Origin of the sequence: Nocardia wallacei (genome assembly GCF_029869545.1) — a bacterium.
Taxonomy (GTDB): Bacteria; Actinomycetota; Actinomycetes; order Mycobacteriales; family Mycobacteriaceae; genus Nocardia; species Nocardia wallacei_A.
In genome coordinates, this window is sequence record NZ_JARWQD010000325.1 from 1 (window position 1) to 18,223 (window position 18,223).

The following is an 18,223-nucleotide window of genomic DNA, read 5'->3' on the forward strand; positions in this document are numbered from 1 at the left end:
CCCCCCCCCGCGGGGCCCCCAACAACACCCCCACCCCGGGCCCCCCCCCCCCCCCGGGGGGGGGGGGGCGCGGGCCGGCGCCCCCGCCGCCCGCCCCCACCGCCCGGCACGGCGGATACACCGGTGTGTGGCTCGGCGTCAACCAGGACAACGAGCGTGCCCAGCGCTTCTACGCCAAGCACGGCTTCCGCACCATCGGCACGAAGACCACCGCCGTCGGCTCCCGGACCTGTCACGACTACGTCCTGCACAAGGAGCTCTGAACCGCGCCGTCGCGCACCTCGACGCGCGGTCCGGTGAACCGCGACCGCAGCCGGCGATCGTGGGTGACCACCACCAGCGCACCGGTATACCCGGTCAGCGCCTGCTCCAGCTGTTCGACCAGCGCCGGGGACAGGTGGTTGGTCGGCTCGTCGAGCAGCAGCAGGTCGGCGGGCTCGCGCACCAGCCGGGCCAATTCGATGCGGCGGCGCTGCCCATAGGACAGCTCGCCGATGCGCAGCCCGAGTTCGGCGGGACGGAACAGGCCCAGCGACAGCAGCTCCTCGGCCCGGTCGTCGGGGTGACCGCGGCCGTCGGCGAACGCGCCGAGCACGGTCTGCCGCGCGGGCCACGGCGTCTGCTGCTGGCGCAGGTGGCCGACGCGGCCGCGCACCGACACCGTGCCCGCGTCCGGCGCCAGTTCCCCGGCCAGCAGCCGCATCAGGGTCGTCTTCCCGGCCCCGTTCGGCCCGGTGACCAGCAGCCGGTCGCCCGGTGCGATGCACAGCTCGCCGACGCGCAGGCGGTCACCGACCACGACGCCGCACAGCCGCGCCACCGGCCCGTCCTCGATCTCGGACGCCCGCTGCGGTGCCGCGGCGAACCGCAACGGATCCGGTGGCGGCGCAACGGGTTCGGCGGTCAGCCTGCGCACGCGCTCCTTGGCGTTGCGGATGCGGACCACCGCGCCGTGCCCGCGGGTGCGGGTGCGGAAGGAGCCGTGCCCGAACACCGCGAGCGGCAGTTTGCGCGGAATCGACTCGAGCCGAACCACATTCGATTCGGCCAGCCGCCGGTTGCGTGCCAGTTCCTCCCTCCATTGCTCGAATTCCAGCTGCTGCCTGCGTCTTTCGGCTGCCTTGGCGGCCTGATAGCCCGCGTACCCGTTGCCGTGGCGGGTGATGCGCCCGGCCTCGACCTCGAGCACCGTCGAGGTGATCCGCTCCAGGAACACCCGGTCGTGGGTGACCGCGACGACGGTGCCGCGGTGCTCGCGCAGCTGCTGTTCCAGCCACGTCACGGCCTGATCGTCGAGGTCGTTGGTGGGCTCGTCGAGCAGCAGCAGTTCCGGTGCGGCGGCGAGGGTCCCGGCCAGCGCCAGCCGGGATCGCTCGCCGCCGGACAGGGAGCCCAGCGGTCGGGTGCGAGCCAGTCCGGGCAGGCCGAGCGCGGACAGCGCGGCGTCCATCCGCTGGTCGGCCCGGTAGCCGCCGCGGGCCTCGAACCGGGCGATCAGCTCGCCGTAGTCGGCCAGGCGGCTGTCCACCGCCGCCGAATCTCCGAGTGCGGCAAGGGATTCCAACTCGGATTCGGCGCGGCGGAGCTGCCGTTCCAGCGCACGCAGGTCGGCGAGCGCCCGATCGATGGCCGCGGCGACGGTAGCGGTGTCCGGCATGCCGAGGGTTTGCGGCAGATATCCGACGCCGCCGGGCGCCTGCACGATAACCTCGCCGTTGTCGGGGCATTCCCGTCCGGCGAGCAGCCGCAGCAGAGTCGACTTACCGGCGCCGTTGTCGCCGACGACCCCGACCTTCTCGCCGGGTTTCACCGTCAGCGAGACGCGATCGAGCACCGGCCGCCCGTCATAGCGCTTGGTGATATCGGAAAGGGTGAGTTGAGCGGCAGTGGGCATGCGATCCTCCTGTCCCCGGCCGGGCCGGGAGTCGATGGGACCCGCACAGCAGAGATCGCCACCAAGGCGTGATGTGTGCGGGGATCGACGCGGAGCAAAGCTCTACGCGCCGGATTCGACTACAGAAGGATCAACAAAGTTCCCATACCGCGAGCAAATGTAGCGAGGGACGGCAAGCGTGTCAACACATTTCGACGCCTCGAACGAGCGATCAGCTCAGCATCTTCGCCTTCAGGGCGGCGATGTCGTCGTCGGACAGCTTCAGGCCGTCGCGGACGTAGTTGTCGAAGCTGCCGTAGGTCTGGTCGACCTGGTCGAAGGCGGCGTCGAGGGCGGGCAGGACGACGCCGTTGAGTGGGTCGTTGTCCCCGGCGTTGCGGTAGTGGTTCGACAGCAGGAAGTCGTAGTTCACCGTGTCGCGGTCGACGCCGAGGATGGTCAGCAGTACCGCGGCCATCCAGCCGGTGCGGTCCTTGCCCGCGGTGCAATGGAACAGCACGGAGCCGTCGTCGGTGTCGATGATGTCGTGCAGGATCGACGCGAAACCCTCGTTGGCGCCCGGCGCGGTGACGAAGGCGCGGTACAGATCCGTGCCCGCCACCAGCGTCGAGGCCATGACCTGCGGCGGGGCCTGGCCGATCACGTCGTCGATGTGCAGCGTCGCGCCCGCGGGCACCCGGTCCGGCGCGAAGGCGCGCTCGTAGCCGGTGCGCAGATCGTCGTCGAACTTCAGCCCGCGATCGGTCAGGGCGGCCAGGTCGGCGTCGGTGGCCTTGCTGAGCTCACCGCTGCGGAAGACCAGCCCGGTGTCGACCACGCGGCCGTCGATGGTGCGGTAGCCGCCGATGTCCCGGGCGTTCTGCACGCCCTGCAGGTGCAGCGAGCGGTCGGCGGTATCGACGGTGACCGACGCGGGCGCGGCGGGCGGGTCGACGGCGATCGCGGTGCCCACCGCGGGGCCGAAGGCAATGGTCGCGGCCGCGGCAACGGCCGCGGTCCCGCGCATCGAACGTCGAACCACGACAGCTCCTCAATCTCGGCCCGACGGCCGCTGGGTCGGCTCGTCGGTCACGGCAGGTTCGGGGCGCTCACGTCACGAACCCACCGGGCTCGCCGCCCTCCGCCGACCGGTCGCTGTCGGCGATTCCACGCTACACCGAGTGGTCGGTCGGTCAGGCGGGGACCTGGAAGCGGGACAGCGCCAGCAGGCGCGAGATCGCACGCAGATACTTCTTGCGGTAGCCGCCGCCGAGCATCTCCTCGGAGAAGATCCGATCCAGCTTCACCCCCGACACGGTGACCGGAATGCCCGCGTCGTAGAGCCGGTCGGTCAGCACCACCATGCGCAGCGCCACCGCCTGATCGGTGATCGTGTGCACGCCCGAGACGAACACCGCGGACACCCCCGAGATCAGCGCCCCGTACCGGGACGGATGCAGCGTGCTCAGATGCTGCAGCAGCGCGTCGAAGTCGTCGAGCGTGGAACCCGCTGTCGCCCCGGCCTTCTCGGCCAGCAGCTCGGGCGCGGTCGGCTCCGGCGCCGGGGGCAGGTCGCGGTGGCGATAGTCGGGGCCGTCGACGCGGACGGCGTCGAACAGCGACCCCAGCTTGCGGATCTCGCGCAGGAAGTCCTGCGCCGCGAAGCGGCCCTCCCCCAGCTGATCCGGCAGCGTGTTCGAGGTCGCCGCCACCGACACCCCGCGCGCGGTGAGCTCGGTCAGCAGCCGCGAGACCAGCATGGTGTCGCCGGGATCATCGAGCTCGAACTCGTCGATGCACAGCACGCTGTTGCCCGACAGCCGCTCCACCGCATTCGTGAAGCCCAGCGCGCCGACGAGATTGGTCACCTCGCCGAACGTCCCGAACGACTTCGGCGCGGGCGCGGCGTGATAGATCGAGGCCAGCAGGTGCGTCTTGCCGACGCCGAAGCCGCCGTCGAGGTACAGGCCCGCGCCGTCGACCTGCTTCTTCTTCCCGAACAGGCCCTTCTTGCCCGCCGCGGCGTGAATCTTGGCCACCTGCCCGGCGAACTGCTCGGCCCGCCGCACGGCCGCGGCCTGGGTCGGCTCCTTCGGATCGGGAATGTAGGAGGCGAAACTCACCTCGTCGAATGTGGGCGGCGGCACCATCTGGGCGATGAGCTGATCGGCCGGAACCTCCGGATGACGATCGACGAGGCGTTGTTGCACCCGAGTAGCGTACTGACGTGGTGTGATCGGTTCTTATGCAGCGTGCTCCCAATGCGATCCAGTTCACAGCCCTGAGCCCCGACGACCTGGTGCGCCTGTACGCCTATCCGGCGCGGCTCGAATCCCCGTGGATCCGAGCCAACTTCGTCGCCAGCGTCGACGGCGCCGTCACCGTGGACGGGCGCTCGGGCGCCCTCGGGACCGGCGCCGACCACGACGTCTTCGCGATCCTGCGCGATCTGGCCGATGTGATCGTCGTCGGCGCGGGTACCGCGCGGGCCGAGAACTACGGCGGCGCCCGCACCGACGCCCGCCGCCGCATCCGGCTGCACCGGCACGGGCTCGGCGGCGCGCCCGACGGCACACCGCCGTCCATCGCGGTGGTCACCGCGAGCGCGGCCCTGGATCCGGCGGGCAAGCTGTTCACCGACACCGTCCGCCCGCCGCTCGTGCTCACCACCGCCGCCGCGCCCGCCGATCGCAAGGAGCTGCTCGCCGACGCGGGGGCGGAGGTCGTCGAGGCCGGGGACACCACCGTCACCGCGGCCGATCTGCGCGCCGCGCTGGCCACCCGCGGGCTGCTGCGGGTGCTGTGCGAGGGCGGGCCGTCGCTGTTCGGCGAACTGATCTCCGCCGGTGCCGCCGACGAACTCTGCCTCACCGTGTCGCCCCTGCTCGTCGGCGGTACGGCGGGCCGAATCGCGGTGTCTCCCAATGCCTTGCCGACCCCGATGGCGCTGCGCCACGTGCTGGCCGACGACGACGGCACCCTGCTGACCCGATGGGAGCGGGCACACACCCAGAGCTGAAACGACGCGATCGACCTGGCAGGCTGTATCGCATGCGCTGGATCCGGGCCGCCCTGCTGGCAACGTCATCGCTGACGGTTCTCCTCACCGCCGCCTGTGGCGCGGGGCCCTCGGAGCGGCCCGCGGTCGCGGTGGAACGACCGCACGAGGCCGGTGGGCCCGCCCGCCCGAGCACGTCCGCGCCGCCCGCGCCCCCGGCACTGCAGCAGCCCAAGACCGACCTCAACTGGCGCGAATGCGCGGTGCCGACGTTCAACCTGCTGGGTCTGGGCACACCACCGCCCGGCCTGATCTTCGAATGCGCCGAATATTCGACGCCGATCGACGCCGGCGGCTCCATTCTCGGGACCTTCCGCAACGGCGCGGTGCGGGCCCGGCTGCAGCAGACCCCCGCCGACGCCGCGCCGATGGTGCTGACCTCCGGTGACGACCGCTCCTCCTCCGCCACCCTGGCGGGCCTGGCCGCGGGCCCGGCCTCCGCGGTGCTCGGCGCGCATCCGATCGTCGCGGTGGACCGGCGCGGCATGGGCAGCTCGCAGCCGATCGACTGCATGACCGACGACATCCGGCGCGCGCTCGCCGACAACGGTCAATTCGCCCCCGGCGGCGGCGATCCCGTCGATATCGTGGCCAAGCTCAGCCAGGACGCCACCATCGCCTGCCAGGATTTCCTGCAGCCGTATCAGGGCACCTTCGACGCCGCGCACGCCGCCGACGACATCGAGCAGCTGCGCAAGCAGTGGCAGGTGGACCGGATCGCGCTGATCGGCACCGGCAACGGCGCCCGGGTGGCGCTCAGCTACGCCAGCAAATACGGCGACCATCTGTCCCGCCTGGCCCTCGACTCGCCGGAGGCGGTCAACGCCGACGCCGTGGGCCGGGCCGAACAGCGCGTCAAGGGGGCCGAGGCCGCGCTGACCGGTTTCGCGCAGCGCTGCGCCGGGGTCGGCTGCGCGCTGGGGCCGGATCCGCGCGGCGCCGTCACGGATCTGGTGAACCGCGCGGGCCGCGGCGAACTCGGCGACCTGTCCGCGAACGCGCTGCTCACCACCATCTCCGGATTCCTCGGCGACCCGCGCGCCGATCAGGCCGGTCGCGTCCGGGAACTCGCCGACGCGCTGGCCGCGGCCGGGCGCGGGGACCGGGGGCCGATCGGCAATCTGGTGCTGCGCGAAGCGGCGGCCACCGCCGCGGACGGCCAGTTCGTCGCGCGATGCAGCGACAACCAGCAGCCCGCCACGCCCACCCGCGCCAAGGAACTCGAGAACACCTGGGGCGCACAGTATCCCGTCTTCGGCAGGGCCGCCGCGACCGAGCTGATGGCCTGCACCGCGTGGCCGGTGCCCAACGCCGCCCAGCTGCCGCAGAAGTACCCCGGACCGGTGCTGGTGCTGGGCACCGCCGCCGACCCGGTGGTGGGCGGCGACGGGCGGCCCGCCGTCACCGGCGCGCTCGGCGCCGCCGGAGCCCGCGTCGCCACCGTCGAATGGCAGGGCTGGGGGCATCCCGTCTTCACCCACACCGGCTGCGCCCAGCAGTACCTCGTCGACTATCTGAAGGATGCGAGGCTCCCGCAGGACGGCACCGCCTGCCCCGCCTGAGCCCGGCCGCGCCGAGGTTCGCGACACGGACACGGCGCCGAACACCGGGTCGAGCCAACCCTTCGCGGGGATTCCGGTGTACCGTGCCCCAGTGTTCCTTCGACAGCTCGAGCCACGCACCGCTCGAACCACCTCCGAGGTCCTGAACTTCGCACTGTGGCCGTTCGCGGTCATGACCGTGTTGCATCAGATATTCGTCGAGGGCACCAACTTCAACATCACCGACGACTTCGCGCCGGTGTACAAGGCGTCGCTGGCGTTTCTGAACGGGCGGTCCATCTACGGCGAGAACTTCGATCTCGTCGACCCGCACTACCTGTACCCCCCCAGCGGCACGCTGCTGGTCGCACCGCTGGCGCTGATCGACCCCGAGAAGTCGAAGTGGTGCTTCGTCGCGCTGAACGCCGTGGCGATCATCGCCGCCTGGTATCTGCTGTTGAAGCTGTTCAAGCTCAGCGTGCGCTCCTATGCCGCGCCGCTGACGCTGCTGCTGATGTTCGCCTCCGAGACCGTGATCAACACGCTGGGCTTCGGCAATGTCAACGGCTGCATCCTGCTGGCCGAGGTCATCTTCATCCACCTGCTGCTGCAGCGCCGGGACCTGTGGGCCGGATTCGTCATGGGCTTGACGATCGCGGTGAAGCCCACGCTGGCCCCGCTGCTGCTGATACCGCTGGCGCGGCGGCAGTGGAAGGTGTTCATCACCGCGCTGGGCGTGCCGATCGTGCTGATGGCCGTCGCCTGGCCGTTGATCAAGGATCCGATGGACTACGTCCGCCGGACCCTGCCCTATTCGCTGCAGGCGCGCGACTACTTCAACAGCTCGATACCGGGCAGCGCCGCGTACTGGGGCCTGGACTCGTGGCTGACCTGGACCATCCGCATCGCGCTGGCGGTCGTCGTGCTGATCTCGCTGTGGCTGCTGTACCGCTACTACCTGCACGACGAGCTGTTCTTCATCCTGACCGCCTCGGGCGTGCTGCTCACCACCGAGTTCGTGTGGACGTCGCTGGGCCAGCAGTACTACTCGATGATGCTGTTCCCGTTCCTGATGTCGGTGGTGCTGCGCAATTCGGTGCTGCGCAACTGGCCCGCGTGGCTCGCGATCTTCGGGTTCATGACCTACGACAAGTGGCTGCTCGACCACTGGCAGAGCACCGGGCGCACCCTGGAGTACCTGCGCGTCACGCTCGGCTGGAGCATGCTGCTGCTCGTGGTGTTCTGCGTGCTCGGCGACCGGTACCTGGCCGCGCGGCGCGAGGGGCGGCTGGCCTCGGGCATCGATCCGGTATTCCTGCTGCCGGAGAACGCCGCGCGGCCGGACACTCCGGGCGATACGGCGCCGGAGTCCCGTCACAACGGCAACGACGTTCCCGCGGGCGAGGCCGACAACGGGAAACCGACCGGCGCGCAGGCGCAATCGCAGGCGGGCGCACTCACATAGCGGCACCCATACCGCGTCGACGCCGTGGCGGAGGCGGCGACCTCGCTGCCGCATGATTAGGCTGAGCGCTATGGATTCCGAGACCGGCGTGCCCACGCCGAAGATCCAGCTCACGCCGCAGGAGTGGCGGGCCCGGCTGACGCCGCAGGAATACGCGGTGCTGCGCGACGCCGCCACCGAGCGCGCGTTCACCGGCGAGTACACCGATACCGAGACCACCGGGGTGTACTCGTGCCGGGCGTGCGGCGCCGAGTTGTTCCGCAGCGCCGAGAAATTCCACTCGCACTGCGGCTGGCCCTCGTTCTTCGATCCCGCCGACTCCGACGCGGTGGTGCTGCGCGCGGACGACTCGCTGGGCATGCGGCGCGTCGAGGTGCTGTGCGCCACCTGCCACAGCCACCTCGGCCACGTCTTCGAGGGTGAGGGCTATCCGACACCGACCGACAAGCGGTACTGCATCAACTCCATCGCGCTGCGCCTGCACCCCTCGGACAACGCAACACGCGGAGACGACGGCTGAACCTTACGGCCCCACCGGCGCTCCGCGCATGACCCGAAAATCCGGGGCGCGGAATTACATCCGCACGATCGGCGCCTGTCCTACGGCAGGGCGGGGATCAGCTTCTCCACATCCACCCGGGGGCCGGTGAAGAACGGGACCTCCTCGCGGACGTGCAGGCGGGCCTCGGTGGCGCGCAGGTCGCGCATCAGGTCGACGATGCGGTGCAGTTCGGGCGCCTCGAAGGCGAGGATCCACTCGTAGTCGCCGAGGGCGAACGACGAGACCGTGTTGGCGCGCACGTCCGGGTAGCCGCGGGCGGCCTTGCCGTGGTCGGCGAGCATCTTGCGGCGTTCCTCGTCGGGCAGCAGGTACCACTCGTAGGACCGCACGAACGGGTAGACGCAGATGTAGTTGCCGGGCTCCTCACCGGCGAGGAACGCCGGGATGTGGCTCTTGTTGAACTCGGCCGGGCGGTGCAGCGCGGCATTGCTCCAGACCGGGGCGCTGACGCGGCCGAGTTCGGTGGTGCGGCGGAAGTCCGCGTAGGCGGCCTGCAGCTGCTCGATGGTCTCGGCGTGCGTCCAGATCATGAAGTCGGCGTCGGCCCGCATCCCGGCCACGTCGTACAGCCCGCGCACCACCACACCGCGCTCGTCCAGCGAGTCGAAGAACGCCCGCGTCTCCTTGATCACCGCCTCCCGGTCCTCCCCCAGCGCCCCCGGCTCCACCTGGAACGCCGAGAACATCAGATACCGGATGGTGGAGTTGAGGGCCTGGTAATCGAGTCGCGCCATGCCCCCATCCTGCCACCGCGGATTCGCCTCCCGCACAGCCGCACCCCGTGCGCTCACGCCCGGTGTGTCAGAATCCGCTCGGCCGCGGCGGTTCCGGAGGCGGCGCAGGCGGGCACGCCGACACCGTGCAGGTAGGCGCCCGCGACGGCCAGCCCGGGCAGGTCGGCGACGCCCGCCTCGATGGCGGCGACGCGATCGATATGGCCGGGTGTGTATTGCGGGAGCCCGCCGCGCCAGCGCTGCACCCGCGCGGTGAGCGGTGCGATCTCGAGGCCGGTGACCGTCGACAGATCCGCCGCGGCGGCCGCGATCAGGTCGGTGTCCGGCCAGGACAGCGGGGAGTCGTTGCCGAAGCGGCCGAAGGAGGCGCGGACCAGGGCGACCTCGCGCCGCGCCAGATGCGGCCACTTGCGGCTGGACAGCGTGAATGCCTTGGCGCGCAACGGTTCCCCGGTGGCCACGAGTATGCCCGAGTTGTCGGGCAGTGCGGTCCGCGCGGGCAGCGCCAGCGCGACCACCGCCGACGAGGACAGGTCGATTCCCGCGGCGGCCGCCGCGGCCCGCGGTGCGACCTCGCGCAGCAGCCCGGCCGCGACCGGGGCGGGCGCCGCCAGGATCACGGCGTCCACCTCCCCCACCGGGTCCAGCCGCCAGCCCGTGGCGGTGCGGGTCAGACCCGTTGCCGCCGTAGCGGTTTCCACCTTCGCCTGCGCCGCGGACAGCAGGGCCTCCAGCAGCACCCGGTAGCCGTCGCGAATACCGCCGAAGACGGGGGCGGTCGACGGGGGCGGCAGCGCGTCGGCGACCGCCCGGGACAGATTCGGCGCACCGGCATCCAAGGCGGCGGCCAGCGTCGGCAGCGCGGCGCGCACGCCGATCGAATTCGCCAGTCCCGCATACACTCCGCCGAGCATCGGGTCCACGCTGCGCCGCACCACCTGCTCGCCGAACCGATCACCCACCAGGGCGCCGACCGAGACGTCTCCCCCGCGCACCCAGTCCAGCGGCCGGTCGGGCTCGGCGGCGATCCGCGCCAGCGTCGCCTCGTCCACCAGGCCGGTGACCGCCTCGGGCCCGGACGGGATGCCCATCAGCGTGCGCTCCGGCAGCGGGTGCGCCGCCCCGCCCGACCAGATCAGCGGCCGCTTCCCCGCCGGATACACCAGCTGCTCGGACAGGCCCAATTCCGCCAGGAGCGCGGGGATTTCGGGTCGCCGCCCCACGAACGCCTCCGCCCCCAGGTCCACCGGATCACCGGCGATATCGTCGGTGCGAAGAATCCCGCCGATCCGGTCGGACCGCTCCACCAGCGTCAGCTCGAGGGAGGCGCCGAGCGCCCGCCGCAGTCGGTACGCGGCCACCAAGCCGCTGATCCCGCCGCCGACCACCGCCACCCGCATCGAACTCTCCTGGTCACAGAGGTGTGGGGAGGCTGTGGATCAGGGCCACCGTCTCGGTGATCACGCCCGGATCGGTCTCGGGGAGCACGCCGTGGCCGAGATTGAAGATGTGCCCCGCCGCGCCCATCGCGATCGCCTCGTCGGCCTCGTGCGCGATGCGGCGCACCTCGCGCTCGACGACCTCCGAACCGGCGAACAGCACCGCCGGATCCAGGTTGCCCTGCAACGCCTTTCCGGCGCCGACGCGGCGGATCGCGTCCTGCAGCGGCACCCGCCAGTCGACGCCGACCACATCGGCACCGGCCTCGGCCATCGCGCCCAGCAGCTCCCCGGTGCCCACACCGAAGTGGATGCGCGGCACACCCGCGGTGGCCAGCTCGGCGAAGACGCGCTCCGAATGCGGCAGCACGAATTCCCGGTACTGCGCCAGCGACAGCGCGCCCGCCCAGGAATCGAACAGCTGCACCGCATCCACGCCCGCGGCCAGCTGCGCGCGCAGGAATTCGATGGTGATATCGGTGAGCACCCCCAGCAGCTGATGCCAGGTGCCCGGGTCGCCGAGCATCAGCGCCTTGGTGCGCTCGTGGTGCCGACTCGGCCCGCCCTCGACCAGATAGGAGGCGAGAGTGAAAGGGGCACCGGCGAATCCGATGAGCGGGGTGTCGCCGAGTTCGTCGAGCAGCAGCCGCACGCCCTGGGTGACCGCGCCCACCTCCTCGCGCCGCAGCCGCGGCAGGCCGCGCACATCGTCGACGGTGCGCACCGGACGCGCCACCACCGGCCCGGTCCCGGGCACGATATCGAGGTCGATCCCGGCCGCCTTGAGCGGAACGACGATGTCGGAGAACAGGATCGCCGCATCCACGCCGTGGCGGCGGATCGGCTGCATGGTGATCTCGCACACCAGCTCCGGATCGAAGCAGGACTCCAGCATCCCCACCCCGGCGCGCAGCTCGCGGTACTCGGGCAGCGACCGGCCGGCCTGACGCATGAACCAGACGGGGCGCCGGCTCGGCGTGCCACCGGTGGCGGCAGCGAGGAACGGCGCATCGGACAACCGGCGGCGAGTTGGAGTGCTCATCACCGCCATCGTATGCGGGCCCGCGATCGTCCTCCGCCACGCGGTCCGGGTAACGCGCCACGCCCGGGGATACGACCGGCCCGCACCATCACTGCGAACGCCAGAATGCACGCAGCGGCGCGCCTCCGACCGCGCCGGGCCGTTGAGGTCTACCGTCTCATTCGTGACACCGCTCGACTTCCGCGACGGCGCCGCACCGACCCCGGGCCCCGACAGCGAACCAGCCCAATTTCGCGCCGCGGTCGATGCGATGGGCACCGCTTCCGTGCACCCCCGGATCGAGCTTGCACCGATCCGGCCGCCGCAACGCCTGGCACCTTATTCATACGCCATCGGGGCCGAAGTCAAACCTCCGGACACGAATGTGGTTCCGGTCGACTCGGAGGGCGACGCGTTCGGGCGGTTGATCCTGCTACACGACCCGAACGGCCACGAGGCATGGAACGGGGTGTTCCGCCTCGTGGCCTACATCCAGGCCGATATCGACGCCGCCCTCGCCGGCGATCCGCTGCTGCCGGAGGTCGCCTGGAGCTGGCTGGTGGACGCGCTGGAATCGCGGGGCGAACCGTTCACTGCGCTGGGTGGCACGGTCACCTCCACGAGTTCGGTCCGTTACGGCGATATCGCCGGACCGCCGCGCGCCTATCAGCTGGAGCTGCGGGCCTCGTGGACGGTGGGCTCCACCGAACTCGGACCGCACGTGGAGGCTTTCTGCGAGGTCCTGGCCTATGCGGCCGGTTTGCCACCGGCGGGCGTCACCCATTTGCGGCCGGGTCCGCAGATTGCCGACGACCAGTTCTGACCGCCGCGTAAAGTTCGGGGCTATGCCCGTTGCCGACGAATCAGAGAATCCCGCGAGTGGGATTGGGGGGAACGACGACGCCGCCGTCCCGTTGCTGGCGCCCGCCGAGGGTGTGCCGCCGGTGCTGGACACGGCCGGTGCCGTCGCCGACGCCGCGGCCCGCCTCGCCGCCGGAACGGGGCCGCTGGCCGTCGATGCCGAGCGCGCGTCGGGTTTCCGCTATTCCAATCGCGCCTATTTGATCCAGTTGCGGCGCAACGGGTCCGGCACCTTCCTCATCGATCCGATCCCGCTGGACGACGGGGCGCTGGCCCCGCTGGCGGAGACGATCAACGACCTCGAGTGGGTGCTGCATTCCGCCGACCAGGACCTGCCCGGGCTGGCCGAGCTGGGCCTACGGCCGAAGCTGCTGTTCGATACCGAATTGGGCGGGCGGCTGGCCGGTTTCGAACGCGTCGGCCTGGCCGCCATGGTCGAGAAGCTGCTGGGCCGCGAGCTACGCAAGGGGCACGGGGCCGCCGACTGGTCGACCCGCCCGCTGCCCGACGACTGGCTCAACTACGCGGCCCTCGATGTGGAGCTGCTGCTGGAGTTACGCGACGAGGTCGCCGCCGCCCTCGGCGAACAGGGCAAGACCGACTGGGCGGCACAGGAATTCGAACACGTGCGCACCACCGAACCGGCCCCGCCGAAGGCCGACCGCTGGCGCCGCACCTCCGGCATTCACACGCTGCGCCGGGCCCGGCAGCTCGCCGTGGTGCGCGAACTGTGGTCCGCCCGTGACCAATTGGCCCGCCATCGCGATGTGGCGCCCGCCCGGGTGCTGCCGGATTCGGCGATCATCGCTGCCGCGCAGGCCGATCCGAAATCGGTCGGGCAGCTGCGTGCGCTGCCGATCTTCGGCGGACCGCGCCAGCGCCGGCACTCGCGGGAATGGCTGGCCGCGGTGGAACGCGCTCGGGCGCTGCCGGATTCGGAGCTGCCCACGCTCGCGCAGCCCTACGACGGACCGCCGCCGGTGAATCGCTGGGAGCGGCGGGATCCGGCCGCCGCCGCCCGGCTGGCGCGGGCCCGCGCGGCGATGACCGAGCTGTCCGAGGAGCACGCGATCCCGGTGGAGAACCTGCTCACCCCCGACCTGCTGCGCCGACTGTGCTGGGACGGCCTGCCGGAATTCCGCTCCGACGCGGCTCCCGACGATCCGGTCCGGGCGATCGACGACTTCCTGAAGTCGGGCGGCGCCCGCCCCTGGCAGCGTGAACTGGCGGTCCCGCCGCTGGCGGCGGCGCTGTTCGACTAGCCGCCGGTCAGTCCTCGTACACGGGTGGGCGCCGATCCCGCCGGGCACGAATCGCCTCGTCGAAGTTCTCGGTGGTCAACCGCACATACAGCTGCGACATGCCCTCGTGCTGCATATGCGATTCGAAGCTGCCCGCTTCCAGGCCGCTCCACAGCATCCGTTTGGTGAGTTCCGCGCCCACACGGCTCCAGCGAATGATCTGTTCGGCGGTGTCGTAACACGTGTCGAGGAGCTTGTCGGCGGGGACGACTCGCGACACGATGCCGAGGCGTTCGGCCTCGACGGCGTCGACATCGCGGCCGGTGAGCATGATCTCGAAGGCGCGGGTGGTTCCGATCGCACGGGGCAGCAGATAGCTTATGCCGAGTTCGGCGGAGGTCAGGCCGTTGTTGATGCCCGCCGCGCGGAAATACGCGTCCTGCGAGGCGATCCGGATATCGGTGCCGACGGCCAGGCAGAACCCGCCACCGATGGCGGCGCCGTTGACGGCGCTGATGACCGGCTGGTGCATGCGGCGGATCGTGAGCATCACGTTGTTGAGCAGGTCCATGGAGCGACGGGCCACGCTGGTCTTGGTCAGGCCGTCGACGCCGGGAATCCGGCCCGCGCCCTGCAGATCGGCGCCCGAGCAGAAGCCGTGCCCGGCGCCGGTGAGCACCACGACGCGCACGTCGTTGTCGGTGGCCACCGACTCCAGCGTCTCGCGCAGCGGGACCATCACGTCGAAGGCCATCGCGTTCATGCGCTCCGGCCGGTTCAGGGTGACCAGCGCGATCTGCGGACGGGGTTTCTCGACGAGCACGAACGACATGCGGACTCCTACCGGCGACGACTGAGAAAACTGTAACCGGTTTCAGTCCCGGCCAAAAGCGCGCCAGGATGGCGGGGAGGGCGTGCGGGTGCTCAGACTCCCGCCAGCCAGCCGGTGACCCGCCGCGCGATGTCCTCCGGCGTGAGCCCCAGCTCCTGATGGATCTGCGCGCGCGAGCTGTGGTCCAGGAACTGTTGCGGCACACCGAGATCCCGCGTCGGCACATCCATACCGGCGCCCCGCAGGCGCGAGGACACCGTGCAGCCGACGCCGCCGTGCATGCCGCCGTCCTCCAGCGTCACCACCATGCGGTAGTTCTCGGCCAGTTTGACGATGGTGTCGGAGACCGGCAGCACCCAGCGCGGGTCCACCACCGTGACCGAAATCCCCTCCGCGGTCAGCAGATCCGCGGCCTGCACCGCGGTCTGCGCGAACGGGCCCACCGCGACCATCAGCACATCGCCGCGCACGGTCTGCGCCGCGCCACCCTCGGGCATGCGCAGCACGTCCACGCCGTCCAGCCGCTCCACCGCCGAGATGTCGTCGGGGACGGCACCCTTCGGGAACCGCAGCGCGGTCGGGCCCTCGGTGACCGCCAGCGCCTCGGCCAGTTCCTCGCGCAGCGTCACCGCATCGCGCGGGGCGGCCACGCGGATCCCGGGCACGATGCCCAGCACCGACAGATCCCACATGCCGTTGTGGCTGGCACCGTCGTCACCGGTGATACCGGCCCGGTCGAGGACCAGGGTCACCGGCAGCCGCAGCAGCGCCACATCCATCAGGAGCTGATCGAAGGCACGGTTGAGGAAGGTGGAGTAGATCGCCACCACCGGATGCAGCCCGCCCAGCGCCAGCCCGGCCGCGGAGGTCATGGCGTGCTGCTCGGCGATGCCGACGTCGAACATGCGGTCCGGGAAGCGCCTGCCGAACGGGGTCAGGCCCGTCGGACCCGGCATGGCGGCGGTGATCGCGACGATATCGTCGCGCTGTTCGCCCTGGCGGATCAGCTCGTCGGAGAACACCGAGGTCCAGCCCACGGACTTGCCGCCGCGCGGCTGCCCGGTCTCCGGGTCGATGGCGCCGATGGAATGCATCTGGTCGGCCTCGTGGTCCTCGGCGGGCTGATAGCCGCGCCCCTTCTGCGTGACCACGTGCACGATGGCCGGGCCGCCGAAGTCCTTGGCCCGGCGCAGGGCCGCCTCCAGCGCGCCGGTGTCGTGCCCGTCGACCGGGCCCACGTACTTCAGGCCCAGGTCGCTGAACAGCTCCTGCGGCGCCACCGCGTCCTTTATCCCCGCTTTGAGGGCGTGCAGCATCGAGTACGCCGATCCGCCGACGCGCGGGATGCCCTGCACGAATCGCTTGGTGGCGTCGAGCGCCTGCTCGTAGGCGGGCTGCATGCGCAGCGCGCCGAGCCGGTCGGCGAGCCCGCCGATGGTCGGCGAGTACGAGCGCCCGTTGTCGTTGACCACGACGATGAGCGAGCGGTCGGGACCGGCGGCGATATTGTTCAGCGCCTCCCAGCACATGCCGCCGGTGAGCGCGCCGTCGCCGACCACGGCGACCACGTGCCGGCGCTGCTTGGTCAGCGCGAACGCCTTCGCCAGGCCGTCGGCGTAGGACAGCGCGGCGGAGGCGTGCGAGGACTCCACCCAGTCGTGCGCGCTCTCGGACCGGCTCGGGTAGCCCGACAGCCCGCCCCGCTTGCGCAGCGAGTCGAAACCGTCCTGGCGGCCGGTCAGCATCTTGTGCACGTAGGCTTGGTGGCCGGTGTCGAAGATGATCGGATCGGCCGGCGAATCGAAGATCCGGTGCAGCGCGATCGTCAACTCCACGACGCCGAGGTTCGGTCCCAGGTGACCGCCCGTCACCGCGACCTTGCGGACCAGGAACTCGCGGATCTCCTCCGCCAGCTCCTCGAGCTCCGGTACCGTCAGCCGGCGCAGGTCCTCGGGCGTATCGATCCGGGAAAGAACTCCCACCGCTTTCTCCCTCTGGATGGCTCGTCTGTTTCAGACAGTCTACGGAGCCGTCCAGACCCCTGATGACCAGAATGCAAACCCCGTCCGCGACACCCCTAAACCATGTGATCCGCGACATAGGGGTTCCCGCGAACATTAGGACATGCCACTGTGCCACAACCACTCTCACAAGAAATCCGCCACGCCCGTGAGTGCCACCACACCCACATCCGGGCATACATCGCACCCGCCGAGGAGACGGCTCCCCACCCAACTGTCGTGCACTCGAAGCCAGGCCGACATCGCAGCCACTATCGACTCGCCTTCGACACCAACGCGGTGGTGCTGTCGGGGCGGCCCAGCGCGACGCCGATAGGCCGCGCTGCTGGGCAGGGCTCGGGAGAGCGGGCAGGATCGAGGGCACAGCTCGTGTCACGAACCGGATCCGACCCGCAGGAAGGCCCAGATGACCGACGCCCGCCCCGCCACCGTCACCACCTTCGGCCACGGCACCGTCACCGGCACACCCGACACGATGCAGGTGTCGATCTCCGTGGAAACCCGCGCGAGCACGGTCTCCCTCGCCTACGGGCAAGCCGGGTCGCGGACCACCGCCGTCACCGAGGCGCTGCGCGCCGACGGCGTGCGCTCGGCCGACATCGGCACCAGCGGCCTGTCGGTGCGCACCGAAACCGTCTGGACCGAGGAGGGCGGCGCCCGCGTCACCGGCTACGTGGCGACCACCTCGCTCACCGTCTCGCTGCGCACCGATCGGGCCGACTCCGGCGACCCCGACCCGGCCACGGTCATCGCCCACGCCGTCGATGCCGGTGGCGACGACGTGCGGCTCGGCGGTCTCAGCCTCACCTTCGCCGACACCGAGGCCCTGCTGACCCGCGCCCGCGACGCGGCCTGGGACGACGCCCACGCCAAGGCCGCCCAATACGCCGCCCGCGCCTCCCGCAGCCTCGGCCCCGTCCTCGAGATCACCGAGAACACCACCCCCCCGCCCACTCCCGCCACCACCCCCGAATTCCGCACAGTCGCCATGTCCGCCTCCTCCCCCGTCCCCATCGAATACGGCGAATCCCCCCTCACCGCCACCCTCCGCGCCACCTGGCTCCTCGACTGACCCAACTCCCGCACCCCCTACGCATTCCCGCACCCCCTCCAGGCCCCTGCAAGGGGTGCGAGAACACGCAGAGGGTGCGACAAGAGCCGGTGCGCCACAGGACGGCCCGCCCTGCCCGCGAACGCACCCCGCGGGCTTGGGGCATTCACGCACCCCTTGCGGGAGTTGGGTCAGGTACGTTCGAGGAGGGCGAGGCATTCGACGTGGTGGGTGGTGGGGAAGGCGTCGAAGGCGCGGAGGTGGGTGGGGTGGTAGCCCGCGGTGCGGTAGAGGGCGATGTCGCGGGCGAAAGAGGCTGGGTCGCAGCCGATGTGGATGATGCGGGCCGGGGCGTTGGCGGTCATGGCGGCGATCACGTCCTTGCCCGCGCCCGCGCGGGGTGGGTCGAGCACCACGACTTGCGGTGCGGGCGAACCGGTCCGGTGGCCGAGCCAGCGTTCGACGCGGTCGGCCGTCAGCCGCACCCAGGGGAGGTCGCGCAGGGCGGCGGCACCGTCGGCGAC

16 protein-coding genes and 1 pseudogene are annotated in these 18,223 nt (G+C 71.1%); 8 read left to right on the forward strand and 9 right to left on the reverse strand.

All coding sequences use genetic code 11. The annotated features are described in order from the left end of the window. Window positions 1-263, forward strand: a 263-nt coding sequence (locus QH290_RS29860; protein WP_342213776.1) for a GNAT family N-acetyltransferase, incomplete at its 5' end; no start/stop codon positions are given. Here QH290_RS29860 and QH290_RS29865 read toward each other — a convergent pair. From QH290_RS29865 to zapE, 3 genes are all read right to left on the reverse strand, one after another. Continuing rightward, a complete protein-coding gene (locus QH290_RS29865; protein ID WP_280386518.1) occupies window positions 239-1,894 on the reverse strand; it encodes a TlrC/CarA/OleB/SrmB family ABC-F type ribosomal protection protein in 1,656 nt (551 codons plus the stop codon). The two genes, QH290_RS29860 and QH290_RS29865, sit on opposite strands and share 25 nt — an antisense overlap. Before the next feature lie 211 nt (window positions 1,895-2,105). Next, window positions 2,106-2,915, reverse strand: a complete 810-nt coding sequence (locus QH290_RS29870; protein ID WP_280268798.1) for a tyrosine-protein phosphatase — start codon at window positions 2,913-2,915, stop codon at window positions 2,106-2,108. Window positions 2,916-3,066: 151 nt separating this feature from the next. Next, on the reverse strand, window positions 3,067-4,083 hold the full coding sequence (zapE, locus tag QH290_RS29875; protein ID WP_280268797.1) for a cell division protein ZapE: 1,017 nt from the start codon (window positions 4,081-4,083) through the stop codon (window positions 3,067-3,069). A gap of 35 nt (window positions 4,084-4,118) precedes the next feature. Between zapE and QH290_RS29880 the strand changes: the two genes are divergently transcribed. From QH290_RS29880 to msrB, 4 genes are all read left to right on the forward strand, one after another. Beyond that, on the forward strand, window positions 4,119-4,892 hold the full coding sequence (locus tag QH290_RS29880) for a pyrimidine reductase family protein (RefSeq protein ID WP_280268796.1): 774 nt from the start codon (window positions 4,119-4,121) through the stop codon (window positions 4,890-4,892). A gap of 32 nt (window positions 4,893-4,924) precedes the next feature. Beyond that, window positions 4,925-6,493, forward strand: a complete 1,569-nt coding sequence (locus QH290_RS29885; protein WP_280386520.1) for an alpha/beta fold hydrolase — start codon at window positions 4,925-4,927, stop codon at window positions 6,491-6,493. 91 nt (window positions 6,494-6,584) lie between these two features. Further along, window positions 6,585-7,937: a glycosyltransferase family 87 protein gene (locus QH290_RS29890; RefSeq protein ID WP_280386522.1), complete on the forward strand. Its 1,353-nt coding sequence runs from the start codon at window positions 6,585-6,587 to the stop codon at window positions 7,935-7,937. Window positions 7,938-8,007: 70 nt separating this feature from the next. Beyond that, window positions 8,008-8,457, forward strand: a complete 450-nt coding sequence (msrB, locus tag QH290_RS29895; RefSeq protein ID WP_280268793.1) for a peptide-methionine (R)-S-oxide reductase MsrB — start codon at window positions 8,008-8,010, stop codon at window positions 8,455-8,457. 80 nt (window positions 8,458-8,537) lie between these two features. Here msrB and hemQ read toward each other — a convergent pair whose 3' ends face one another. The 3 genes from hemQ to hemE are packed head-to-tail and all read right to left on the reverse strand — an operon-like array spanning window position 8,538 to window position 11,723. Beyond that, complete coding sequence (hemQ, locus tag QH290_RS29900; protein WP_280268792.1) at window positions 8,538-9,233, reverse strand: hydrogen peroxide-dependent heme synthase; 696 nt, start codon at window positions 9,231-9,233, stop codon at window positions 8,538-8,540. A gap of 53 nt (window positions 9,234-9,286) precedes the next feature. Next, window positions 9,287-10,633 carry a protoporphyrinogen oxidase gene (locus tag QH290_RS29905; RefSeq protein WP_280268791.1) on the reverse strand — a complete coding sequence of 449 codons (1,347 nt, stop codon included), beginning with the start codon at window positions 10,631-10,633 and terminating at the stop codon, window positions 9,287-9,289. A 13-nt stretch (window positions 10,634-10,646) separates the two neighbouring features. After that, window positions 10,647-11,723, reverse strand: coding sequence for a uroporphyrinogen decarboxylase (gene hemE, locus QH290_RS29910; protein ID WP_280268790.1), 1,077 nt, complete (start codon window positions 11,721-11,723; stop codon window positions 10,647-10,649). Window positions 11,724-11,964: 241 nt separating this feature from the next. Between hemE and QH290_RS29915 the strand changes: the two genes are divergently transcribed. Both QH290_RS29915 and QH290_RS29920 read left to right on the forward strand, forming a co-directional pair. Further along, a complete protein-coding gene (locus tag QH290_RS29915) occupies window positions 11,965-12,516 on the forward strand; it encodes a DUF3000 domain-containing protein (RefSeq protein WP_068028839.1) in 552 nt (183 codons plus the stop codon). A gap of 22 nt (window positions 12,517-12,538) precedes the next feature. Beyond that, a complete protein-coding gene (locus QH290_RS29920) occupies window positions 12,539-13,816 on the forward strand; it encodes a ribonuclease D (RefSeq protein ID WP_280386524.1) in 1,278 nt (425 codons plus the stop codon). Window positions 13,817-13,823: 7 nt separating this feature from the next. Here the strand turns inward: QH290_RS29920 and QH290_RS29925 are convergent, their stop codons facing one another. Continuing rightward, window positions 13,824-14,627 (reverse strand): enoyl-CoA hydratase, encoded by an 804-nt coding sequence (locus QH290_RS29925; protein ID WP_280386526.1) that lies wholly within the window; start codon window positions 14,625-14,627, stop codon window positions 13,824-13,826. Window positions 14,628-14,719: 92 nt separating this feature from the next. After that, complete coding sequence (gene dxs / locus QH290_RS29930; protein ID WP_280268787.1) at window positions 14,720-16,609, reverse strand: 1-deoxy-D-xylulose-5-phosphate synthase; 1,890 nt, start codon at window positions 16,607-16,609, stop codon at window positions 14,720-14,722. A gap of 445 nt (window positions 16,610-17,054) precedes the next feature. On the opposite strand from dxs, the gene QH290_RS29935 reads away from it, so the two are divergent. Beyond that, the gene (locus QH290_RS29935; RefSeq protein ID WP_280386528.1) at window positions 17,055-17,720 is read left to right on the forward strand and encodes an SIMPL domain-containing protein; all 666 of its coding nucleotides are present in this window, start codon (window positions 17,055-17,057) and stop codon (window positions 17,718-17,720) included. A gap of 170 nt (window positions 17,721-17,890) precedes the next feature. Here QH290_RS29935 and QH290_RS29940 read toward each other — a convergent pair. After that, window positions 17,891-18,223, reverse strand: a pseudogene (locus QH290_RS29940) (class I SAM-dependent RNA methyltransferase); the annotation flags it as partial.

What these genes read in the sequence shown, in the direction of transcription:
- QH290_RS29905 (WP_280268791.1), bottom strand. Translation starts at nt 10,633, where the DNA reads ATGCGGGTGGCGGTGGTCGGCGGCGGGATCAGCGGCTTGGTGGCCGCG.
- QH290_RS29885 (WP_280386520.1), top strand. Translation starts at nt 4,925, where the DNA reads ATGCGCTGGATCCGGGCCGCCCTGCTGGCAACGTCATCGCTGACGGTT.
- QH290_RS29925 (WP_280386526.1), bottom strand. Translation starts at nt 14,627, where the DNA reads ATGTCGTTCGTGCTCGTCGAGAAACCCCGTCCGCAGATCGCGCTGGTC.
- QH290_RS29880 (WP_280268796.1), top strand. Translation starts at nt 4,119, where the DNA reads ATGCAGCGTGCTCCCAATGCGATCCAGTTCACAGCCCTGAGCCCCGAC.
- msrB (WP_280268793.1), top strand. Translation starts at nt 8,008, where the DNA reads ATGGATTCCGAGACCGGCGTGCCCACGCCGAAGATCCAGCTCACGCCG.
- QH290_RS29935 (WP_280386528.1), top strand. Translation starts at nt 17,055, where the DNA reads ATGACCGACGCCCGCCCCGCCACCGTCACCACCTTCGGCCACGGCACC.
- QH290_RS29915 (WP_068028839.1), top strand. Translation starts at nt 11,965, where the DNA reads ATGGGCACCGCTTCCGTGCACCCCCGGATCGAGCTTGCACCGATCCGG.
- hemE (WP_280268790.1), bottom strand. Translation starts at nt 11,723, where the DNA reads ATGGCGGTGATGAGCACTCCAACTCGCCGCCGGTTGTCCGATGCGCCG.
- QH290_RS29920 (WP_280386524.1), top strand. Translation starts at nt 12,539, where the DNA reads ATGCCCGTTGCCGACGAATCAGAGAATCCCGCGAGTGGGATTGGGGGG.
- QH290_RS29865 (WP_280386518.1), bottom strand. Translation starts at nt 1,894, where the DNA reads ATGCCCACTGCCGCTCAACTCACCCTTTCCGATATCACCAAGCGCTAT.
- hemQ (WP_280268792.1), bottom strand. Translation starts at nt 9,233, where the DNA reads ATGGCGCGACTCGATTACCAGGCCCTCAACTCCACCATCCGGTATCTG.